Origin of the sequence: Chitinophaga sp. XS-30 (assembly GCF_008086345.1) — a bacterium.
Lineage (GTDB): Bacteria > Bacteroidota > Bacteroidia > Chitinophagales > Chitinophagaceae > Chitinophaga.
Map to the genome: position 1 here is coordinate 1,028,390 of NZ_CP043006.1, position 21,190 is coordinate 1,049,579.

Annotated in this window: 16 protein-coding genes; 5 read left to right on the top strand and 11 right to left on the bottom strand. The window is 51.3% G+C overall.

Annotated features, from left to right (window positions below):
- Nucleotides 1-609 precede the first annotated feature (609 nt).
- Nucleotides 610-1,032, bottom strand: a complete 423-nt coding sequence (gene ybeY / locus FW415_RS04345; RefSeq protein ID WP_148383066.1) for an rRNA maturation RNase YbeY — start codon at nucleotides 1,030-1,032, stop codon at nucleotides 610-612.
- A gap of 133 nt (nucleotides 1,033-1,165) precedes the next feature.
- Between ybeY and FW415_RS04350 the strand changes: the two genes are divergently transcribed.
- Nucleotides 1,166-1,399, top strand: coding sequence for a FeoA family protein (locus FW415_RS04350; protein WP_148383067.1), 234 nt, complete (start codon nucleotides 1,166-1,168; stop codon nucleotides 1,397-1,399).
- 377 nt (nucleotides 1,400-1,776) lie between these two features.
- On the opposite strand, the gene nadA is transcribed toward FW415_RS04350, so the two are convergent.
- Nucleotides 1,777-2,784: a quinolinate synthase NadA gene (nadA, locus tag FW415_RS04355; RefSeq protein ID WP_148383068.1), complete on the bottom strand. Its 1,008-nt coding sequence runs from the start codon at nucleotides 2,782-2,784 to the stop codon at nucleotides 1,777-1,779.
- Nucleotides 2,785-3,540: 756 nt separating this feature from the next.
- Here nadA and FW415_RS04360 point away from each other — a divergent pair.
- A complete protein-coding gene (locus FW415_RS04360) occupies nucleotides 3,541-5,658 on the top strand; it encodes a peptidylprolyl isomerase (RefSeq protein WP_148383069.1) in 2,118 nt (705 codons plus the stop codon).
- 194 nt (nucleotides 5,659-5,852) lie between these two features.
- Entirely contained in the window at nucleotides 5,853-6,356 is a 504-nt protein-coding gene (locus FW415_RS04365; protein WP_148383070.1) for a DUF2480 family protein, read from the top strand.
- Between the two features lie 2 nt (nucleotides 6,357-6,358).
- On the opposite strand, the gene corA is transcribed toward FW415_RS04365, so the two are convergent.
- Nucleotides 6,359-7,456, bottom strand: a complete 1,098-nt coding sequence (gene corA, locus FW415_RS04370) for a magnesium/cobalt transporter CorA (protein ID WP_148383071.1) — start codon at nucleotides 7,454-7,456, stop codon at nucleotides 6,359-6,361.
- A 120-nt stretch (nucleotides 7,457-7,576) separates the two neighbouring features.
- On the opposite strand from corA, the gene FW415_RS04375 reads away from it, so the two are divergent.
- Nucleotides 7,577-8,707, top strand: a complete 1,131-nt coding sequence (locus FW415_RS04375; RefSeq protein ID WP_148383072.1) for a hypothetical protein — start codon at nucleotides 7,577-7,579, stop codon at nucleotides 8,705-8,707.
- 26 nt (nucleotides 8,708-8,733) lie between these two features.
- Here FW415_RS04375 and FW415_RS04380 read toward each other — a convergent pair whose 3' ends face one another.
- The 3 genes from FW415_RS04380 to FW415_RS04390 all read right to left on the bottom strand — a co-directional run bounded on the left by FW415_RS04380 (nucleotide 8,734) and on the right by FW415_RS04390 (nucleotide 10,277).
- Nucleotides 8,734-9,264 (bottom strand): hypothetical protein, encoded by a 531-nt coding sequence (locus FW415_RS04380; protein ID WP_148383073.1) that lies wholly within the window; start codon nucleotides 9,262-9,264, stop codon nucleotides 8,734-8,736.
- 53 nt (nucleotides 9,265-9,317) lie between these two features.
- The gene (locus FW415_RS04385) at nucleotides 9,318-9,674 is read right to left on the bottom strand and encodes a septal ring lytic transglycosylase RlpA family protein (protein ID WP_148383074.1); all 357 of its coding nucleotides are present in this window, start codon (nucleotides 9,672-9,674) and stop codon (nucleotides 9,318-9,320) included.
- A 108-nt stretch (nucleotides 9,675-9,782) separates the two neighbouring features.
- Complete coding sequence (locus FW415_RS04390) at nucleotides 9,783-10,277, bottom strand: GNAT family N-acetyltransferase (protein ID WP_148383075.1); 495 nt, start codon at nucleotides 10,275-10,277, stop codon at nucleotides 9,783-9,785.
- Between the two features lie 61 nt (nucleotides 10,278-10,338).
- Here FW415_RS04390 and FW415_RS04395 point away from each other — a divergent pair, with 61 nt between their 5' ends.
- Entirely contained in the window at nucleotides 10,339-11,409 is a 1,071-nt protein-coding gene (locus FW415_RS04395; RefSeq protein WP_168208663.1) for a lipase family protein, read from the top strand.
- Here FW415_RS04395 and FW415_RS04400 read toward each other — a convergent pair.
- The 5 genes from FW415_RS04400 to FW415_RS04420 form a co-directional block, all read right to left on the bottom strand.
- Nucleotides 11,406-11,960 carry a putative glycolipid-binding domain-containing protein gene (locus FW415_RS04400; protein WP_148383077.1) on the bottom strand — a complete coding sequence of 185 codons (555 nt, stop codon included), beginning with the start codon at nucleotides 11,958-11,960 and terminating at the stop codon, nucleotides 11,406-11,408. The two genes, FW415_RS04395 and FW415_RS04400, sit on opposite strands and share 4 nt — an antisense overlap.
- Before the next feature lie 29 nt (nucleotides 11,961-11,989).
- Nucleotides 11,990-12,829 carry a neutral zinc metallopeptidase gene (locus FW415_RS04405; RefSeq protein WP_148383078.1) on the bottom strand — a complete coding sequence of 280 codons (840 nt, stop codon included), beginning with the start codon at nucleotides 12,827-12,829 and terminating at the stop codon, nucleotides 11,990-11,992.
- 334 nt (nucleotides 12,830-13,163) lie between these two features.
- Nucleotides 13,164-14,639 (bottom strand): glutamate synthase subunit beta, encoded by a 1,476-nt coding sequence (locus tag FW415_RS04410; protein ID WP_148383079.1) that lies wholly within the window; start codon nucleotides 14,637-14,639, stop codon nucleotides 13,164-13,166.
- Between the two features lie 81 nt (nucleotides 14,640-14,720).
- Nucleotides 14,721-19,250, bottom strand: coding sequence for a glutamate synthase large subunit (gene gltB, locus FW415_RS04415; RefSeq protein WP_148383080.1), 4,530 nt, complete (start codon nucleotides 19,248-19,250; stop codon nucleotides 14,721-14,723).
- A gap of 276 nt (nucleotides 19,251-19,526) precedes the next feature.
- Nucleotides 19,527-21,068, bottom strand: a complete 1,542-nt coding sequence (locus FW415_RS04420; protein ID WP_148383081.1) for a glycoside hydrolase family 10 protein — start codon at nucleotides 21,066-21,068, stop codon at nucleotides 19,527-19,529.
- Between the last annotated feature and the right edge of the window lie 122 nt (nucleotides 21,069-21,190).

Here is a 21,190-nt window from a genome sequence, read left to right on the forward strand (position 1 = left end):
TGAATGCCCATCTCCCTCCGGAGGCATTCAAAGAGGGGTAAAGAATCATCATTTTTATGGCGATGATATCGAAGCTGTCCGATAGCTATTGTAAGATTAAACAGTAGCAACTCAAATATCAGTCTGTACCCGCAGATGGAATCATCAAAGGCTCAAACCAGGGTCTGCCAACGGAACGATCATCCTGCAGATCCTCATATAAAACGCCCGAAAGGAGTGAGCCAACCAGGTACGATAGACAACTACATAGGTTCAATCCATAAACAGTAATAAGAACAAGTCCGCTTGATAAAAGCAAGGCCTCATGTCGAAGAAGAGGGTAGGGTAACAACTAACTCCATCAGCTTAACCTGAAAACTAATAGGGAGTAGTTCGAATCTATGTAGAGAATCGTTCACGCTGAGGGAAGGATCGAAAGCCAAACATCCAACAAACAATAAAGAATAGTAACCTCATTAAAGGAGGCTTCATTATTACGAACATCAGGTGCCGAAAGAAGGCATGACCACTGAAACCTAATTAAAGGAGACTTCATTATTACCCTCCTGAAAATATTCCATCCCATGTGGCTGACTATAAAAAGATGTTCCACGTGGAACATCAATACTACTACTTGTCGAAATACAGCTTCAAATATTCATCCTCTTTCTGGCGCATGATCTCCACTTCCTTTTTGGTCTTATCCCGGTATCCGCACAAATGCAACGCACCATGAAACATCACCCGGTGCAATTCATAATTCTCGGTTATCTCATAGCGCTCCGCATTTTCCTTCACACGATCTATGCTGATATAGATTTCCCCCTCTGTTATATCCGGGTCGGGTGACAGTTCGAATGTAACGATATCCGTGTAAGTGTCGTGCTTCAGAAACTCCTGGTTGATACGCAGCAGATACTCATCATTGCAAAAAACATATTGCAGATTGGAAAGCCCCTGTTCCTCCCGTTCGAATAACTCCCGGATAAACCCTTTGAGCCTGGTCCTGTCCTTTAAACCAACTTTAACTTCGTGCGCAGAGAAATAAACCATTTTGTAAAATTATAGTGAAAAGTTCGTTCACGCTTGCTCATTTTTTGCATATTGATGTTTGTGCGATACCTTTGCGATGTAATAGCTGCGGCCCTGGTCACAGACTGGTTTTAAACCCGCTTAACAAAAAAATATGATCAAACTATCTTCTCTCATGATTGGAAAAAGCGCAGTGATCCGGGAATTCGAAAAAAGTGATGTTTATATCAAACTCATGGAAATGGGTTGCGTTCCGGGAGAAACCGTCAAGGTGGAAAAAATCGCTCCCCTCGGCGACCCCATTTGCATCATCGTTGCCGGCTATAACCTCTCGCTCAGGAAAACAGAAGCAGATAACATCTGGGTAGAAGAAATTCTGGCCGTTTAATCCATTCATCAAAAAATAGTAAAAGAGGGTGTATCATCAATTCGATACACCCTCTTTTTATTTTTGCAGATGTTGTTACCCAGGTCATAAAAGAAATCCCGCATCAAGATTACATACGGCATCGGCGATGTCGAAAACCTTCTAGTCAGATACCCAAACCTTCACCAGCTATCAAACATCATCTGGTAAACATCTGGTAATCTGGCAGCGCATAGACCCTAATCTCCCTCATTCCGCAGCTTCTTTTCCACATCCCAACCACCAAAATACCATTTAAAACACCCTCAAAATCGCATCATAAAATTGAATATCAAATAAATATATAGATCACATAATAAACATAAAATAAATTCTTCACCACTTCCTCACCCCACAATCTACAACCCGGCTTTTGCACTGATATCCAACATCCTGTCTATCGGCTTCTTCGCCGCAATCCGCAACTTCTCATCCATCGTGATCTCCGGTTCCTCATACTCCATACACAGGTACAACTTCTCCAGTGTGTTCAGTTTCATATGCGGACAATCATTGCAGGCACAAGCGTTGTTCGGCGGCGCCGGAATAAAGGTCTTCCGCGGATTCTCTTTCTGCATCTGGTGCAGGATACCGGTTTCGGTCACCACGATGTACTCCTGGGCATCATCCCGCTGGGTAAACTTCAGCAAGCCTGTTGTTGAACCTATGAAATCAGCGATCGCCAGCACCGGCGCCTCACATTCCGGATGGGCAATGATCTTTGCCTCGGGGTGCCGCATCTTCAGCCGGGTGATCTTTTCCAGGCTGAAAATCTCATGCACCATGCACGCCCCGTTCCAAAGCACCATGTCCCTACCCGTCTTTTTGATCAGATAAGCCCCAAGGTTGCGGTCAGGTGCAAAGATGATCGGTTGGTCCTTCGGCACGCTTTCGATGATCCTTTCGGCATTGGAGCTCGTGCAAATGATATCGCTGAGTGCTTTGATACCCGCAGAACAATTAATATAGGAAATCACGATATGGTCGGGGTACTTTTCGCGGAATTTCCGGAACAACTCCGGCGGCGCACTGTCCGCCAGCGAACAGCCGGCTTTCAGGTCCGGCAAAAGCACCTTCTTCTGCGGGCTCAGGATCTTCGCTGTTTCGGCCATAAAATGCACACCGGCAAACACAATAATATCCGCATCCGTTTTTGCAGCCTGCTGGCTGAGGCCTAAACTGTCACCAATATAATCCGCCACATCCTGTATATCCGGCTCCTGGTAATAATGCGCCAGGATGATCGCGTTCTTTTCTTTCTTGAGCCTGTCGATTTCCGAAAAAAGATCCAGCTGAACATCCACCTCCATATCCAGGAACCCTTTTTTCTGCAAATTTTTTTTTGCTTCCGATAACGCCGTAATCATAACTATAGATTTAATTTTCTTTTTAAAAAGAAGAAAAAGCCCACTACTATTAGGGGTGTGAATATGGGGGTAACTCAGATTCACAACCATATACAAATGTACTTGTTATAATTATTCCTGCCGCTATCCACAGGAAATTAACAAGCCTTTTTCGCGCTGCTGCTGACTTTGGCATGTTTTATCCACAGTGTGGACAGTGGGGGGACTGAACAACTTTCTGCCGCCCGGAGTATTAAGAAAATGTTAAGAGAGGGAGGTTATCCACGGTGTCGAATGCCGGAACTGTTCCGGCCGTAAAAACAAATTTAGTTTTACCTCCTTCGGGAAGGCAGTTTACCCACAGAAATCAGGGTTAACCCCACGGTTGTTAACATAAACTGTGGAAAAAACGACCCGGTTTTCTGAAATTTCTCCGGGGTAGAAAAATACCGGCAACCGCCATTTTAATTCACAAATTCCTGTGGATTATATAACCGATATCCTTATTTTGTGGATAACCCGCATACAGTTCCACGGATATGCTTGTTCCAAAAACCCGTGTACTTAAAGGCTTTCCCGGAAAACCGGCGGAGAAATGAATAATGCATCAATAAAAAACAAAATGTGGATAATGTGTGGATCAAATGGGAAAACACTGCCCGGAAAATGTAGCTCAAATCCTTTACTGTATTGACTTTCGGGGCTAAAAAACCGATTTTGTAGTTACAACTATTTTATTCTATTTTTGCTACCTCTAAAATTTAGACTATATAATATATGTCAGTTATTCAGAAAATCAGGGACAAATATGCCGTTGTCATTATCGTATTGATATGCCTGGCTATTGTGAGCTTTTTGCTGCAGGATGTTTTTTTCGGCAACAACTCAATGTTCAGTCAACCTACGGAAGTAGGTGAGGTAAATGGAGAAGAGCTGGATTACCGCGAGTACCAGCAACGTATTGAGAGCATGCAGGAAAGAATGCGCCAGCAGATGCAGGGTGCCAGCCTGGATGACCAGACGCAGCAATATATCCGTGAACAGGCCTGGGACCAGTTCCTTCGTGAAAAGATCATGCAGGCGCAATATGATGAGCTTGGCATAGCCGTCACCGAAGCGGAGATCACAGACCAGATCTACGGCAAGAACCCTCACCCCCTCGTGCTCCAGTATTTCGCTGATCCGCAGACCGGGGAGTTCGATCGCAGCGTGTTGCAACGTGTAGCCGAACAGGTTAAGCAGGACCCCACCGGCCAGATGAGCCAGCAGATCCTCGCTTTCGACCAGATGATCGCTGAATACCAGAGAAATCAGAAATATATCACCCTTGTTCACCAGGGTATCCACTATCCGAAATGGCTGGCAGAAACAGAGCACGCTGCCAACGCACAAAATGCTGACATCAGCTATGTACAGGTTCCCTACGCTTCCATCCCGGACAGCACCATCAAAGTAACCGATGCAGAACTGAATAAATATATACAGGAAAACAAAGCGCTCTTCCAGGTTGAAGACAATCGCAAAATTGAATATGTGGCCTTCAATGCACTGGCTTCCGCTGCGGATTCCGCACTCGCATTCGAAGAATTCGAAAAGCTGAAAGCTGAACTGGATACCACACCCGATGTAGCCGGATTCATCAAACTGAATTCAGAACTGCCTTTCTATGATGGCTATGCCCCGCGCAATACCATCCAGGTACCTGCCAAAGATTCTATTATTGATCTGCCTGCAGGAAAAATTTACGGCCCTTACCAGGATAACAATCTCCTGGTTTTTGCAAAAGTACTGGACCGCAAAACACTCCCCGATACCGTAAAGATCCGCGAAATACTGATTGCCATACAGCCGGGTGTTTCTGATTCCCTGGCAAAGAAAAGAGCAGACAGCCTTGAAGCCGTGATCCGCGGCGGCGGCGATTTTGCTGCACTTGCCTTGCAGTTCTCCGATGATCCCAACAGCAAACAGAACGGTGGTGAATACACACTCACCCCCAACGGATATTTTGCCAATGAACTGCAGGCCGTAAAAGACTTTGCTTTCGAAGGCAATTCAGGTGCGCTGAAAGTAGTGAAAATGCCCATCGGTTACGCCGTTGTAAAGATCACGGAACAGAAGAACTTCGGGCCTGCCCTGAAGATCGCCTACCTCGCCAAGAGAGTGGATGCCAGTCCGGCTACGAGCAGTGAAGCCCTGGCCCTGGCCAACGACTTTGCTTCAAAGAACGGTGACTGGAAAACTTTCCAGAAAACGGTGGAAGAAAAGGGGCTTGATAAACGCCGTCAGGACAATATCGGCCCCATGGACTTTGTACTTCCCGGTCTCGGTAGCGCCCGCGAAATTGTAAGCTGGGCTTATAATGCAGACAAAGGTGATGTGAGCCCCGTGTTCACTTTGGAAGATAAATTCGTTGTAGCGGTACTGACCGGCGCCCGCGAAGCAGGCACTGCTCCGCTGGATGAAGTTCGTCCGCAGGTAGAAGCAGAAGTAAGGAAGAACAAAAAGGCAGACCAGATCATCGCGAAAATGAAATCGCCTGAGACCATTGAAGCCGCAGCCAGCGCCACCAACCAGCCCGTGCTGACCGCAGAGGCCATCAGCTTCGCTTCTCCTTTTATTCCTTCCCTCGGGTTTGAGCCGAGAGTAAGCGGCGCCGCCTTCAACAAGGCCTGGGGCACCGCCAAATCCACCGCGCCCATCCAGGGCAACAGCGGGGTATATGTACTGAAAGTGAGCAACTATGTACCATCCGGACAACCCGCCCTGGATTATCCGCAACAGAGCGCCGCATATGTACAGAACCTCCGCCAGGCTGTAGATAACAGGTTATTCGAAGCGCTGAAAAAGAAAAGCGACATCAAGGATAACCGCGCATCCTTCTTTACCGCCAACTGATCTGATATTTATTATAGTTATTATAGTCTAAGGGCTGACCATTACATTTTGGTCAGCCCTTATTTATTCAGGTACTGATCGTCCAAGCCATCCTCAAAGTCTTCGTTTTTCCTTTTGGTCAGCCGCTTTGTTGACCCCGTGTCATCCTTAACCCCCGTTGTTCACCGCGCGGCCAAATTCCGTAATTTTGCAGTATGGAAGAAATTGTGAATAAAGTAGCGCAAAGCGCACTGACCACCATCGACCTGGAAAAATTCTATCCGCAGGGAGAAACGGCTGTATTTGATCTGAAGGATCATCTTTTCATGGAATTGATCCTGAAGGAAAAGGAATTTCGTGCCGCCTTGCAGGGGCTGGACTGGGAAGTGTACCGTGGAAAGAACGTAGCGATCGTGTGTACGGCGGATGCGATCATCCCCATCTGGGCTTATATGCTGGTGGCAGCTTACCTGGAACCGGTGGCTGCTTTTTACGCATTCGGGGATGAGGAATTCGTGCACAAAACGCTGTTCCTTAAAAATATCGCCACCATTGATCCGGAACAATACCGGGACGGGCGCGTGGTGATCAAAGGTTGTGGCGACAAAACAATTACCGAAGCGGCTTATGTGGAAGTGACCCGCCTGCTCCGCCCTGTGGTGAAAAGCATCATGTACGGTGAACCCTGCTCTACAGTGCCCGTATTCAAGAAGAAATAATTTCAGAACCAGCCGCGCTTCCGGAAAATAATGATCATGGCGGAGAAGATGAACAGCATAACCCCCAGCACAATAAAATAGCCGTTGGGGTTCCTCAGTTCCGGCATCCGTTCGAAGTTCATTCCGTAAATTCCCGTGATCACCGTCAGCGGCGCCAGCAGGGTGGTTACCACCGCCAGTACTTTCATCACTTCATTCAGTTTCTGCGACATCTGCGCATGGTAAAGCTCCTGCAGGTTCATCACCATGTCCCGGTAGTTATCAGCAAGATCATTTGCCTGCACAATATGATCGTACACATCTTTGAAATATTTGTAAGTGCTTTCGTCGATCAGGCTGCTTTCCGATTTCAGCAGGCCATTGGTGAGCTCCCGCACCGGCGCGATTCCCCGTTTGAACAGCAGTATCTCTTTTCTTAAATAGTTGATACGGGCCAGCGTCCGGTTATTCGGCTGCCGGGGAATGATCTCTTCCAGCAGCTCTACCCGTTCCCCCAGGCTGTCCATGACCATAAAATAATTATCCACGATCTCATCCAGCAAGGCATACAGCAGGTAGTCCGCTCCCGAATTGCGGATCTTGGTGCCGTTGCTGCGCAGCCGCTCCCGGATCGGATTGAATACATCCCGCCCCGGATCATCCTGGAAAGAGATCACCACATTATTGAGCAGCAAAAGGCTCACCTGCTCTTGGTCTACCGAAGCGCTTTCCGCGCGGAAGCTCATCATCGGGAGGAGACAAAAAAGAGAATCGCCGATCTCGTCCATTTTCGCGCGCTGCCCTTCGCTCATGATATCTTCCATCAACAGGTGATGGATATTGAAACCCCGGCATATGGCCTCTACTTCCTGCCTGCGCACACCATCCACATTGATCCATTTTACACAATCGCCTTTTGAAAAACGCAGGCAGTCTTCCACCTGTTCCATCACTTCTTCCCGCACCGTTTGGGCATCATATTCGAAAACAGTGACTTTCACATGATCTACCGGTTTGCGCGAAGTAGCGGCTGTGACCGGGTTAAAGTTCATCAGCCTTTTTTTTCTGACCTTGAATGGATTGATGACATCGGGAATGGGCAGAAGTCCGCGTTTAGCCATACGGGTACAATTTAGATACTGCTAAAATACTTCTTATTAAATTAAGATTGTCGTAACAGCCGGATAACATACGCGGTGTAGCTTCATTGCATGCGCACAGGCATTTTATTCCTGGCTGCAATGGCTGCCACACTTTTTTCCGTTATTTCCGGCCAGCGGGCCCGTCACCTTTCTCCACAGGCCAGGCATACCTGGAGCTGGTATCAGCTGCAGCTCCGGCAGCTGGAGAAAGAAGCCGGCTTTCTGCTGGAATCCGTACAGCAACAAGATAGCGACCCCGAGATCCAACAGCAGTTCCTGGAAACAAGACGGGTGTATAAACGGCTGGAGTTGCTGCTGGAATATTTTCAGCCAGCTGCTGCGGCAATGCTGAATGATCCGCAACGCAGTTCCGGTTTGGGCGCATTGGAAACCAAGTTGTTCCCGTTTATCCGGGAGAAAGATACCGGGGGCATCCGGGCGGTTTCGGAAAAAATGTTATCCGGTATCCGCGCTTTGAGGGCGGAGGCGGATTCTCTGTCTGTCGGCGACGCACAGCTTTTTGATGCCATGCGGCAGGAGATCGTGAGGATACTGGCTTTCGGGATCAGTGGCGCCGATTCTCCGCTGGCGCAGGAAAGTATGCTGGAAACGCGATCTGCGCTCAACGGGATAAAGGCCGTTTGGCTTTTTTATCAGGAAAAACTGGAAAAACGCAATCCGGAACTGGTGGAGCATACCCTGGAGCTTTTCGCCGGCGCCCGCCGGATGCTGGATACCGCCACCGGTTTTGATACATTTTCCCGGGCGGAGTTTATCAATGATTACCTGAATCCCTTGTCCGTCAGGATCAAGCTGGCCCGCGAAGCCCTGAAGATACCCTACGCCGATTCCGTTGCCTTTCTTGACCCCGCCGCTTCGCACGTATTCGCCAGGGGCGCCTTTCCTTTTTCAGCGGAAGAAGAGGCCGCTACCAGGATGGAAAGCCGTTTCGACCGGTTCATGCGCGGAAATGGGGAGCAGCTGGACCGGAAGGAGATACGGGGCTTCAATCTGTTCATGGGGAAGGCAAAATGCGGCACCTGTCATATAGCCCCGCTGTTCAACGGGCAGGACCCTTTGTCCGGAAATGACACGCATAATGCTACCGCTGTCATCCTTCGCAATTACCGGGACACTATTTCCGGCATGCATTATTCCCGGCAGCTGACATCAGGGGAACAGCAGGATGTGATCGCCTTCGTCAGAAGTCTGCATGATGTGGAAATATAACGTTTCGTGAAACGCAGCCCGTATTGTCAGGGTGTTTGAATGATGCATCCGCACCAATGCACAAAAATGAGATGATAGGTTTTCACCAGCCTCCGGATCGTCTTTTCCGAGGATTCGCCAACTTCCAGCAGGCCCAGCGTTTTCACGATACCGTTTTCCTCCAGGCCGTAATAGCAACCGGAAGGAGTAGACAATGCAAAACCATGTTTTACAAAACCGGATTGTATTTCCCAGGCAATACTGCCCACTACCTGTGTGCGGAGGATCGCTTTCAGCTCGAAGAGGGGAATGAAAAGATCAGCAGGCCCGATCCGCTGGCGGACGTGTGTGCGGAAAAATGAACGCTGGCCATCGGCAATTTCTCTGCTGTAATTGATCCGGATGTCTTTGATCTCATCCATTTCTTCTCCCGCGCAACACAGTTTGTCGATATTGATAAACTCGGCCTGTCGCCAGTCGTCTCCGGTAAGGGTCAGGGTAAAGTCCGGGTAAACAGGCAAGTTGGTCATGGCAGGGCGTTCATTGGAAACGGTAGGCAGGGTAAACCAGGTATCCATATTTGAACACATCAATTACCCCGAATATATGACGAAAAATTGTTAAACAGCGATCATTTTTTGTACCGGATCTTCACATTGACAACACCGGCGTTCAGCATGCCGAGCCTTCCGGCGGCCTTTCTGGAGAGATCTATGATGCGCCCGGCAACGAACGGGCCGCGGTCGTTGATACGCACTTTGATGGTGCGGCCATTGGAAAGATTGGTGACCTTCACCTTCGTGCCAAAGGGAATGGTCTTGTGGGCAGCCGTCATCCGGCGTTGCCGGAAGATCTCGCCGCTGGCCGTTTTCCGGCCCTGGAACTTGTCAGCATAATAGGAAGCCTTGCCATTCTCTGTGATCTTGCGCGCACAGGAGGAAAAGAGGAACAGGGAAATGATGGATAGTAAAACGAGGGAATGGTTCATCAGTTCATTATAATTTTTACGGATCAGACGGCGTTTTTAATGACGGCATAATAGTTTATAACGGATGTCACCGAAGGCCGTTTGAAGATTAAAATAATCGTGCCGGCTTTACAGCGTCAATTGCATGATGGTATCATTCATAAAATATCCGTTGCCGATGTCAATATCTTCTTCACCTGTTTTTATGAAACCGAAACGTTCGTAAAAACCGGTAGCTTTATTTTCGCGGTTCACGTTGAGCCATACCTGTTGCATGCCAGCTTCCCCCGCGATCCGGGATACTTCCTGCAGCAGGGCTTTACCCACCTGTTTCCCCTGCATGGAAGGGAGAACATATATCTTGTGCAGCTTGGATACGGGCTGATGGTGATAGTTCAGTTCATACGCGGCAAATCCGCCGGGCATTCCGCTCCATTCCGCCAGCAGGAAAACATGGCCGCTGCGCATTTGCTGCAGAAGGGCGTTTTCATGATACATCATGTGCAGCATATACCGGATCTGTTCGGGGGAGAGAATATCCCGGAATGTATCCGGCCAGGTATCATACGCAATTTGTTGAATGACCGGTATCTGTTCTTCCCCGGCCCTTGCGATCGTTAACATGCCTGCAATTTACAGCTTATCAACATTGGCGCATCTTTTTTGTTATTTTACAAAAAAACATATGCGCAGAACGCTATGCGGATTACTGGTATGCCTGTATTTCCCGCTGCAGGCTCAACACCTCCGGCCAGGATTCGATGCAAATGAATATGCGGAACTGTTGCAGCTGCCCGAGCGGGGAGACAGCACCGTGATGCAAAAACACCCTGATAAATATACCCTGCTATACACCAGCCCGGAAGTGGGCTTTTATAACCGCTGGCTGCTCTGGAAACGGCAGGACGGAGTGGGAATAGTGCAGATACGCGGCACGATCGGGAAAACGGAGAGCTGGCTGGCTAATTTTTATGCTGCCATGATACCGGCAAAAGGTTCGCTGCAGCTGACGGACAGCAGCCGTTTCGATTACCAGCTGGCAGCGGATACCGTCGCGGCGTATGTACATGTGGGCTGGACGATGGCGCTGGGCTTCATGGCCCCGGATATCGTCAGGCATATCAGGGCACTGTATGCAGAAGGCGTAAGGGAGTTTATTATCACCGGGCACAGCCAGGGTGGCGCCATCGCATTCCTCACACGGTCTTACCTGGAATACCTGCCCGGCATGCCGGATGATATCGTGTACAAAGCCTATTGCAGCGCCGCGCCCAAGCCGGGCAATTTATACTATGCCTACGATTTTGATCTCATTACCCGCAATGGCTGGGGATATCGTGTGGTGAACAGTGCGGACTGGGTGCCGGAGACGCCGCTTTCGCTTCAGACGGTCAATGATTTTAATGCCGTGAACCCTTTTATCAATCTGAAAAACGGGCTTAAGAAACAGAAGTTCTTTGTGCGCCTGTACGGCAATATGGTGTATAACAAAATGACCCGGGCAACGAACCGTTCGGTACGCCGTTTCCGCAAATATCTTGGCAACACGGTGTATAAACTCTCTGCCAAAGGCCTGCCGCAGCTGAAACAGCCGGAGTATGCGCACAGCAATAATTACATGACCGCGGGAGCGCCGGTGATACTGATGGCGGATGAAGCGTACCACAGCAAATTCCCGTTCGACGGGCAGAACGTTTTCGTACATCATATGCCGGCGAAATATCTCTACCTGCTTAAGCAGTACTATCCGGATTAGCTGTTCAGCCGCTGGAACAAACCTTCATAGTCTTTCACGAAACCTTCATCGTCTACAATGATCTCCGCCTTGAAATCTTTCGCAACGCCTTCGTAGCGGTATTTATTTGCCGAAAGCCGGGTGTACCACTGTTTCACGGGCTTGATCTCGCCTTTGAAGATATTGATGTAAAGCACATCTATTTCCTGGCGGTCGTTCAGTGTTTCGGCGAGGCGCCGGATGGGAAGGGTATTGGTGAGCGGGGTGAGGGAGATATCTATATCCGTACAGTCATCCCACTCCGGGCGGGCATGGCCGCTCTGGGTCCAGTGTTTGCCCGGTTCCCGCTGCAGGGATATCCATTGTGTTTCACCGGCTTTTTCGATGGCCATTTCCAGGGAAGTAGCCTGCCAGAGCCGGTCCGTAATGATATCGTAGGTAACGGAGAACGGGGTGTCTTCCGCAAAACCTACGATGGTGCCATCGATCCGTATATCTGTATCCGTTACTTCCACGTTACAGTATTCCATCATCTGATAGTGTAATGCTTTCCAAACAATTTGTCTTTTCATGTCAGCCTTATTGGTGGATATGTGATCATTTACAATTCGGAAAATGTGTCACCTTGCCGGATATCACCGGTTTCAAACCCCTTTTTGAACCAGTACATGCGTTGCCGGGAAGTGCCATGGGTGAAAGCGTCCGGCACAACATAACCCTGTGCCTGCTGCTGAAGGCGGTCGTCCCCGATGGCATTGGCCGCATTGAGGGCCTCTTCGATATCGCCGGGCTCAATGATGTTCTGTAACTGCTGGGTATGATGCGCCCATACGCCGGCCAGGAAGTCCGCCTGCAGTTCCAGCTTTACGGAGAGTTTGTTGTATTCCGTTTCGCTGACGCGGCCGCGCATGCGCTGCACTTTGTCCGAGATGCCGGTGATCTTCTGGATGTGATGCCCCACTTCGTGAGCGATGACGTAGGCCATGGCAAAGTCCCCGGGAGCATTGAGCTTGTGGTGCAGTTCGTCGTAGAAAGACAGGTCGATATACACCTTTTCATCCGCCGGGCAGTAAAACGGGCCGGAGGCGCTGCTGGCGTTGCCGCAGGCGGATTCCACCACCCCGGTGAAGAGCACGAGTGTCGGTTCCCGGTATTGCTGGCCCATTTCGGAAAATACCTTGTTCCATACATCTTCGGTTTCCGCGAGCACCACTTTAACGAACCCGGCGGCCTCGTTTTCCGCGGCCTGTTGTTCCGGGGAAAGTTGCTGCTGTGGTCCTGCCTGTTGCATGTTCATGACCTGGGAGGGATCACCGCCGAGGAAATAGATGAGCAGGGCTATAACGATGCCGCCGATGCCGCCTCCGGCGATGAGGCCGCCCCGGGAGGCGCCGCGGCGATCTTCTACATTACCGCTTTCGCGGCGTCCTTGCCAACGCATATGGAATGAGGTTTTGGTTAGTCGTATAAAATTAAGAAATAAACCAGATGCCGGGTCAGAATTCCGGTCGTTCTCCGGCTGGCCATCTGGACAGGAAATTTGGGTGTTAACACCGGTTGGGAAAATGAACAAAATGAACAGCGCGGGAGAGCGGAGAACCCTGTTAATTTGTGATTGTTCACATAACCATAAGTGGGGTTAAGATTTTTATGGCTGGCGGCGGTCTCTACCGCTGCCATTCCCGCCCAAGCAAAAGGCCGGGTAAAAACCCGGCCCGGCTGAAGGTTACAACAAAATCTAAACCTGCTTATGAGAAATCTTGAATTATTCGTTTTTAGATGGACAATGCCATCACGGAATGGTCCTTGCTTTCCAGCTGGGAACTGCCCATCAGGAACTCGTCCACTTTCCGCGCACATTCCCGTCCCTCACTGATCGCCCACACCACCAGGGATTGACCCCGCCGCATATCGCCCGCAGTAAATACCTTGGGAATGGATGTCTGGTATGCCTTTTCGGTGGCTTTTACATTTCCCCGGTCATCCGTTTCCACACCAAGATCGTCAAGCATGCCCTTATGTTGCGGATGCAGGAAGCCCATTGCCAGGAATGCCAGTTCGCAAGGCACTTCCCGCTCGGAACCCGGCACTTCCGTAAAGCGCGCCGGACGGCCATCTTCACCGGAAGTCCATTGCAGGTCTACCAGCAGCAAACCTTTCAGGTTCCCTTTATCATCGCCGACAAAAGACTTGGTAGCGATAGCCCATTTGCGGTCCGCCCCCTCCTCATGAGAAGAAGATGTTTTCAGCACCATCGGGTAAGTGGGCCAGGGCATGTAAGGCGTTCTTTCGCCGGGAGGCTTGGGCAACAGCTCCAGCTGTGTGATGCTCCGCGCACCGTGACGGTTGGATGTGCCAACACAATCCGAACCCGTATCGCCGCCACCGATCACCACAACATTTTTGCCTTTGGCGATAATATCTTCTCCTTCCACTTTCAGTTTGCTTACCCGTTTGTTCTGCTGTTTGAGGAAGTCCATCGCAAAATGAACACCTTTCAGCTCACGGCCGGGAATGGTCAGGTCCCGCGGGATGGTAGAGCCACCGGCGAGCACCACCGCATTATATTCGCGCAACAGGTCATTCACACTAACGTTAACGCCTACATTGGCATTGCACTGGAACACAATTCCTTCTTCTTCCATCAGCGTGATCCTGCGGTCGATCACCCATTTTTCGAGTTTGAAATCCGGGATGCCGTAACGGAGCAGTCCGCCCGGCCTGTCATCCCGCTCCAGCACGGTCACCTGGTGGCCGGCGTAGTTCAGTTGTGCGGCGGCCGCGAGCCCGGCGGGACCGGAGCCGATCACCGCTACTTTCTTGCCGGTGCGTACGCGGGGAACTTTGGCTTTCGCCAGCCCTTTATCAAATGCGATCTCGATAATGTGTTTCTCTATTTCCTCGATGGCTACCGGCGGCTGGTTAATGCCCAGTACGCAGGCGCTTTCGCAGGGGGCGGGACAAATCCGGCCGGTGAATTCAGGGAAGTTGTTGGTAGCCGTAAGAATATCATAGGCCTCCTGCCAGTCCTTCCGGTACACGGCATCGTTAAACTCCGGGATCACATTCCCCAGCGGGCATCCGCTGTGGCAGAAGGGAACACCGCAGTTCATGCAGCGTGCGGACTGCTCATTCAGCTTCGGCTCCGGGAAGCGTTCCACAAATTCATTATAGTGTTTGATCCGCGCTTTCGGATCAGCCTTTCCGGGAAGCTCCCTTGTAAATTCCAGAAATCCTGTAGGTTTACCCATATCTCTTTGCCCCGTGAGGGGACGCTTTTTAAAGTGAATCAAAGCATTCTCCGGTGCCTGTGCACCGTTTCAGAAGGCCCGTCAGACCTTGTTTTTTACGCCTTTCTGCGCAGCAGCTTTCAATGCGGCCTTGTATTCTTTCGGGAATACTTTTACGAAGTGGCGGAGCTGGTTTTCCCAGTCTTTCAGAATGAACTTCGCCACCGTACTGTTCGTATAAGCGTGATGTTTCGTGATCAGGTCCTGCAGCTGTGCGGCATCTTCTTCGCCCAGCGGGTCCAGGTCTATCATATCCGTATTGCAGCGGCTGCTGAAAACGCCTTTCACATCATATACATAAGCGATCCCGCCGCTCATGCCCGCGCCGAAGTTGCGGCCGGTTTCACCCAGGATCACCGCTTTGCCCCCGGTCATGTACTCGCAACCGTGGTCGCCGGTGCCTTCTACCACAACCGTTGCGCCGGAATTCCGCACGCAGAAACGCTCACCCGCTTTACCGCGGATGTATGCCTCTCCGGATGTGGCCCCATAAAGCGCCACGTTACCGGCGATGATATTTTCCTCTGCCTTGAACCCTGCTTCCGTAGATGGATACAGGATCAGCTTGGCCCCGGAGAGCCCTTTCCCGAAGTAGTCGTTCGCTTCGCCTTCCAGCTCCAGCGTTACCCCTTTGGTATTGAATGCCCCGAAGCTCTGCCCGGCGGAACCGGTGAACTTGAAGTGAATGGTATCTTCCGGTAATCCTTCGCTTTTGTAAATCTTGGATATTTCGTTGGACAGGATGGTGCCGATGGTACGGTCCGTATTCTTCACCCTGAACTGTCCGAACAGGCGGGTTTTATTTTCCAGCGCCGGTTTTGCGGCTTTCAGCAATTGCCAGTCCAGCACTTCCGCCAGGCCATGGTCCTGCTCCTCCTGCTTGTACAGGCCGGTATCTGCTGCAGCCGGCTCACGGTACAGGATGGGAGAAAGGTCCAGGTGTTTATATTTCCAGTGGGAGATATTGTCCCGCACTTTCAGGGTATCTGCCTGGCCCACCATTTCTGCTACGGTACGGAAGCCCAGTTCCGCCATGATCTCACGGAACTCTGCTACCAAGAAGTGGAAGAAGTTCACCACATGGGTGGGATCTCCGGCGAAGCGTTTCCGCAGTTCCGGGTCTTGTGTGGCAACGCCAACGGGACAGGTGTTCAGGTGGCATTTGCGCATCATGATGCAGCCTTCCACCACCAGCGCCGCGGTGGCAACGCCCCATTCTTCGGCGCCCAGCAGGGTAGCGATGGCAATATCGCGCCCGGTTTTCAGCTGGCCGTCCGTTTGCAGGGTCACGCGGCCTCTTAATTTATTGCGGACAAGTGTTTGATGTGTTTCCGCCAGGCCCAGCTCCCAGGGCAGGCCGGCATGTTTGATGGAACTGATGGGCGAAGCACCGGTACCGCCATCGTGGCCGGATACGAGTATCACGTCCGCATGTGCCTTGGCCACACCGGCAGCAATGGTGCCTACACCGGCTTTGGATACCAGCTTCACGCTGATGCGCGCGGCGCGGTTCGCATTTTTCAGGTCGAATATCAGCTGCGCCAGATCCTCGATAGAATAAATATCGTGGTGCGGCGGCGGGGAGATCAGGCCTACGCCGGGCGTAGCGTGACGGACCTTCCCGATCCATTCATCTACTTTATGGCCGGGCAGCTGGCCGCCTTCCCCGGGCTTGGCGCCCTGGGCCATTTTGATCTGCAGTTCGTCAGCATTCGTCAGGTAATAGCTGGTCACGCCGAAACGTGCGGAAGCTACCTGTTTGATGGCCGAGCGCATGGAATCTCCGTTCGGCAACACCTCATAGCGGATCTCATCTTCTCCGCCCTCACCGGTATTGCTTTTTGCACCGATGCGGTTCATGGCGATCGCCAGCGTGGAGTGTGCCTCATGGCTGATGGAACCGAAGCTCATGGCGCCGGTGGCAAAACGTTTCAGGATGCTTTCCGCTGATTCCACTTCTTCCAGCGGAACGGAGGGGCGGGTACGGTTGAACGTGAACATGCTCCTCAGGGTAGCGGCTTTTTCGCTCTGATCGTTTACGGCTTTGGAATATTTTTTAAAGATGTTGTAGTCGTTCATCCTTGTTGAATACTGCAACAAGTGAATGGTGGTAGGATTGAAAAGGTGGAATTCCCCTTTCCTTTTCCACTGGTAAATACCGCCGGTGCTGAGGCGCTGAACGGGTGTTTCCTTGCGGCCGTAGCTCGTCCAGTGCTTGGCCAGCGTTTCCTGCGCGATCTGGTCCAGCCCCATACCCTGAATACGGGAAACAGCGCCGGTGAAATACTTGTCCACCACAGATTTGTTGATGCCCAGTATTTCAAAGATCTGCGCACCCTGGTAGGACTGCAGGGTGGAAATACCCATTTTGGAGAACACTTTCAGCAATCCTTCGCAGATCGCCTTGATGTAATTCTTTTTCAGTTTATCCACATCCAGGTCCGTCTGCAATTTGCCGTTCAGGCGCATGTTGCGGATGGTGCTCAGGGCCAGGTACGGGTTGATAGCCGTAGCGCCGAAGCCCAGCAGGCAGGCGATATGATGCACTTCCCATACGTCCCCGGCTTCCACGATCAGGCCCACCTGGCCGCGGTAACCTTTGCGGATCAGGTGGTGGTGAACAGCGGAAAGCGCCAGCAGCGAAGGTATCGCCGCATGTTCAGAATCAATGGCGCGGTCAGACAGGATGATCACTTCAAAACCGTCTTCCACCGCATCCACCGCATAACGGCACAGCCTGGCCAGGCCCTTTTCGAGGGAGCCGGGTTTACCGTCTGCCTTGAAATAGGTATGTAATGTCTTGGCCTGGAAGATGCCGGTATCTATACTGCGGATCTTTTCAATATCGTAGTTGTTCAGGATGGGATGCGGCAAGGCAACACTGTGGCAGTGCAGCGGATCTTCATCCAGCAGGTTGCCGTTATTGCCTACGAAAGTGGCGAGGGACATCACCAGTCTTTCCCGGATGGGATCGATGGGCGGATTGGTCACCTGGGCGAACAGTTGTTTGAAATAGCTGCTCAGATGCTGCGGCTGATCGCTCAGCACGGCCAGCGGAACGTCCGTGCCCATGGAGCCAATGGGCTCCTTGCCCTCAATTGCCATGGGAGCGATGATGCTTTCGAGATCTTCGGTGGAGTACCCGAAGGCGCGTTGATATTTGAAGATCTGCTCTTGTTCCAGGTGAGTAAAAGTTACCCTCGGCTCAGGCAGCTCATCGATGCGGATCTTGTATTTATTCAGCCATTCGGCATAAGGCTGCTGGGAGCAGATGGACTGTTTCAGTTCCTCATCGCCGATGATGCGGCCCTGTTCCATGTCTACCACGAACATCTTGCCGGGCTGCAGGCGGCCTTTCTCTTTTACATTTTTCGGGTCGATGGGCAGTACGCCGGCTTCCGAGGCCATAATTACCCGGTCATCCTTCGTTACCACAAAACGGGAAGGGCGGAGACCGTTACGGTCCAGCGTAGCGCCGAGTATCTTGCCGTCTGTGAAGGAGATGGAGGCGGGCCCGTCCCAGGGTTCCATCAGCGAAGCATGGTATTCATAAAAAGCTTTCTTTACCGGGTCCATATCCTCGTTGCCGTCCCAGGCTTCCGGGATCAGCATCATCATGACATGCGGGAGGGACCGGCCGGTAAGGTTCAGCAGTTCAATCACATTGTCCAGGCAGGCGGAGTCGGATTGACCGTCTTCCACGATGGGGGAGAGCATTTCCATCTCTTCCGGTGTGAAATACTTCGTCACAAAGCTGCTTTCGCCGGCGCGAAGCCAGTTCAGGTTGCCTTTCAGCGTATTGATCTCGCCGTTGTGCGCAATGAAGCGGAACGGATGGGCCAGTTTCCAGCTGGGGAAAGTATTGGTCGCAAAACGGGAGTGGATCAGCGCGAAAGCGGAAACTGCGCGGATATCCCGGAGATCAGGGTAGTAATGGCCCACCTGGTAGGTGGTCAGCTGACCTTTATATACGATGGTGCGGGACGAAAGCGAAGCAAAGTAGATCTCCGCCTTGTCTTTCGGAATGGAGTTGCGTACGGTCTTGGTAATATAATTACGCAGCACGAACAGTTTGCGTTCGAACTCTTCCTGGTCTGAAATATGATATGGGCAGGCGATGAACAGCTGTTCCATCTCCGGCTCAACGGACAGGGCGGTTTCACCGATACCATCGGGACGAACGGGCACCTTGCGGTATCCGAGGATGTCCAGCCCGATCTTTTCCGCACAACGCTGTATGATCTCGCGGCACTCTTCGCGCCAGCGCGGTTCTTTCGGGAAGAATACCATCCCCACACCATATTTGCCCGTCTCCGGAAGACGAATGCCGAGTTTCAGGCATTCGGCATAAAAGAATTCATGTGGCAGTTGTATAAGTATGCCGGCACCGTCGCCCGTAGTACGCTCACATCCACAGGCGCCGCGATGTTCCATATTTTCCAGCATTGTTAATGCATCCTGGATGATCTGGTGGGATTTGCGTCCCTTGATATGGGCGGTAAAGCCCGTACCGCAGGCATCATGTTCAAATTCCGGTCTATACAAACCTTGCAATTGGCTCACTTCACGCATTGGCTTAGATTTTTTTCCTTTTATCAGATACCTCACTCCACGGCAGGCAAGGCCTATCTCCGTGGAACAGTACCGTAATTTGTATTGGGAACGTTTAAAGATACTAATAGAATGCGGAATTTTTTATAGAATGCACTATTAAAGCCACAAAATTTAGAAAAATGTAAAAATCAACGGGCTTCTATTTAAATTTTATAAAAATTGAACGGTACATCCGGTGATGGCGGGCATAAAAAAGCCGGGCATCACTCCCGGCTCCTGAAAGACGTGTGCTGGCTAGGGTTCGAAATGAAAATGCGGCTTTCCCCCGATGATTTCCATACGCAACGGATCACTCTGAAGGCTTTCATTTTGCATACGGTCAAGTGCCGTAACAATATAAACATAAGGCCTGCCTTTAATGTATGTTCGGTCCATCCAGAAAGGGTCCGGCATCTGCGGCACAATGGCCAGGATGTGGGCCGGATCGTTCAGGTTGATGGCCTGTTGGGCTTCAAAGCGATACAATACATACTGGCGGGTCTGACCGGAAGTATCATCGTCTGACCACCGGATCTCAAGGCCCTGGGGCCTTTCAAAAGCATCAATGAAATACGGCGCCAGGGGCGCTTTATCGTCCAGCCAGGGCATGGTGGGGCGCAGCGCCGGATAGCGGTAAAAGTGGTTTTTCAGGGAATCCGCGAATCCCAGCGGATTGTCCGCAAAGGTTTTGCCACTGTAAAAAACGCTGCCCTGCACGGTATTGAGGGAGCGGGCAGCCTGTATCTGCCGGGGCATTTCCATCGTGCTTTTCCAGCCGGCTGTGCTGCCGATGCGGTAGGGGGCATGGCCGATGTACATATGACGGCCATAAGCATGGTCCGCCCACCAGTTCACCAGCACCTCGAACGGCACCAGGCGATGACCGAATTCCCAATAAAGCTGCGGGGTCAGGTAATCGATCCAGCCCAGGCGCTGCCATTTGATCACATCCGCATAAAGGTCATCGTAATTGGTAAGGCTCCCTTTGGTGGGGGTACCGTTCGGGTCTTTGTCCTGGCTCCGCCAGACCCCGAAGGGGCTGATCCCGAACTTCACCCAGGGCTTTTCCTCCCGGATGGCCGTGTGCAGCATATATATAATACTGTCCGTATTCGAGCGCCGCCAGTCATCGATGCTTTTCCCCCGGCCATAGGTACGGAAGGAGCGGCTGTCCGGGAAATCCCTGTTGGCGATGCGGTAAGGATAGAAATAATCATCGAAATGAACGGCATCAATATCATACCGGCGCACCACATCCCGGATCACACTGGTCAGATAACTGCGCGCCTCGGGAATGCCCGGATCGAAATATTTGTTATTGCCATAAGTAACGAACCACTGCGGTTTCATGATGGAGATATGGTTGGGCGCCAGCCTGGCCGAGCGGTAGTTGATCACTGCGCGGTAAGGGTTGAACCAGGCGTGGAACTCCATTCCCCGTTTGTGCGTTTCTGTTATGATAAACTCCAGGGGGTCGTAATAAGGAGCGGGCGCTCTGCCCTGGGTTCCGGTGAGGTACTCGCTCCATGGCTCATACGGGGAAGGATAAAAAGCGTCGCTGGCCGGTCTTACCTGGAAGATAATGGCATTGATGCCGGTACGTTGATAATCGTCCAGCAGCCGGATCAGTTCCTGCTGTTGTTCCGCGGTGCTCATGCCCTTGCGGGAAGGCCAGTCGATATTGCTGACAGTAGCGATCCATACTGCCCGGAGCTCCCTTTTCGGAGCCAACTGGGCCTTGCTTTGCTGGATGAGACAGCAACATCCTATTAATCCTGCCAGAATAAACTTCAACATGAACTCAACTGTTTTACCGGAAATGGCCTTTACCTGAAAAAGTGCGAAAATAAAGTACTGCGGTTAATTACCAAATACGGAAGATGCTCATTTTCAGCAAAACAAGCGCCATATTTTACAAG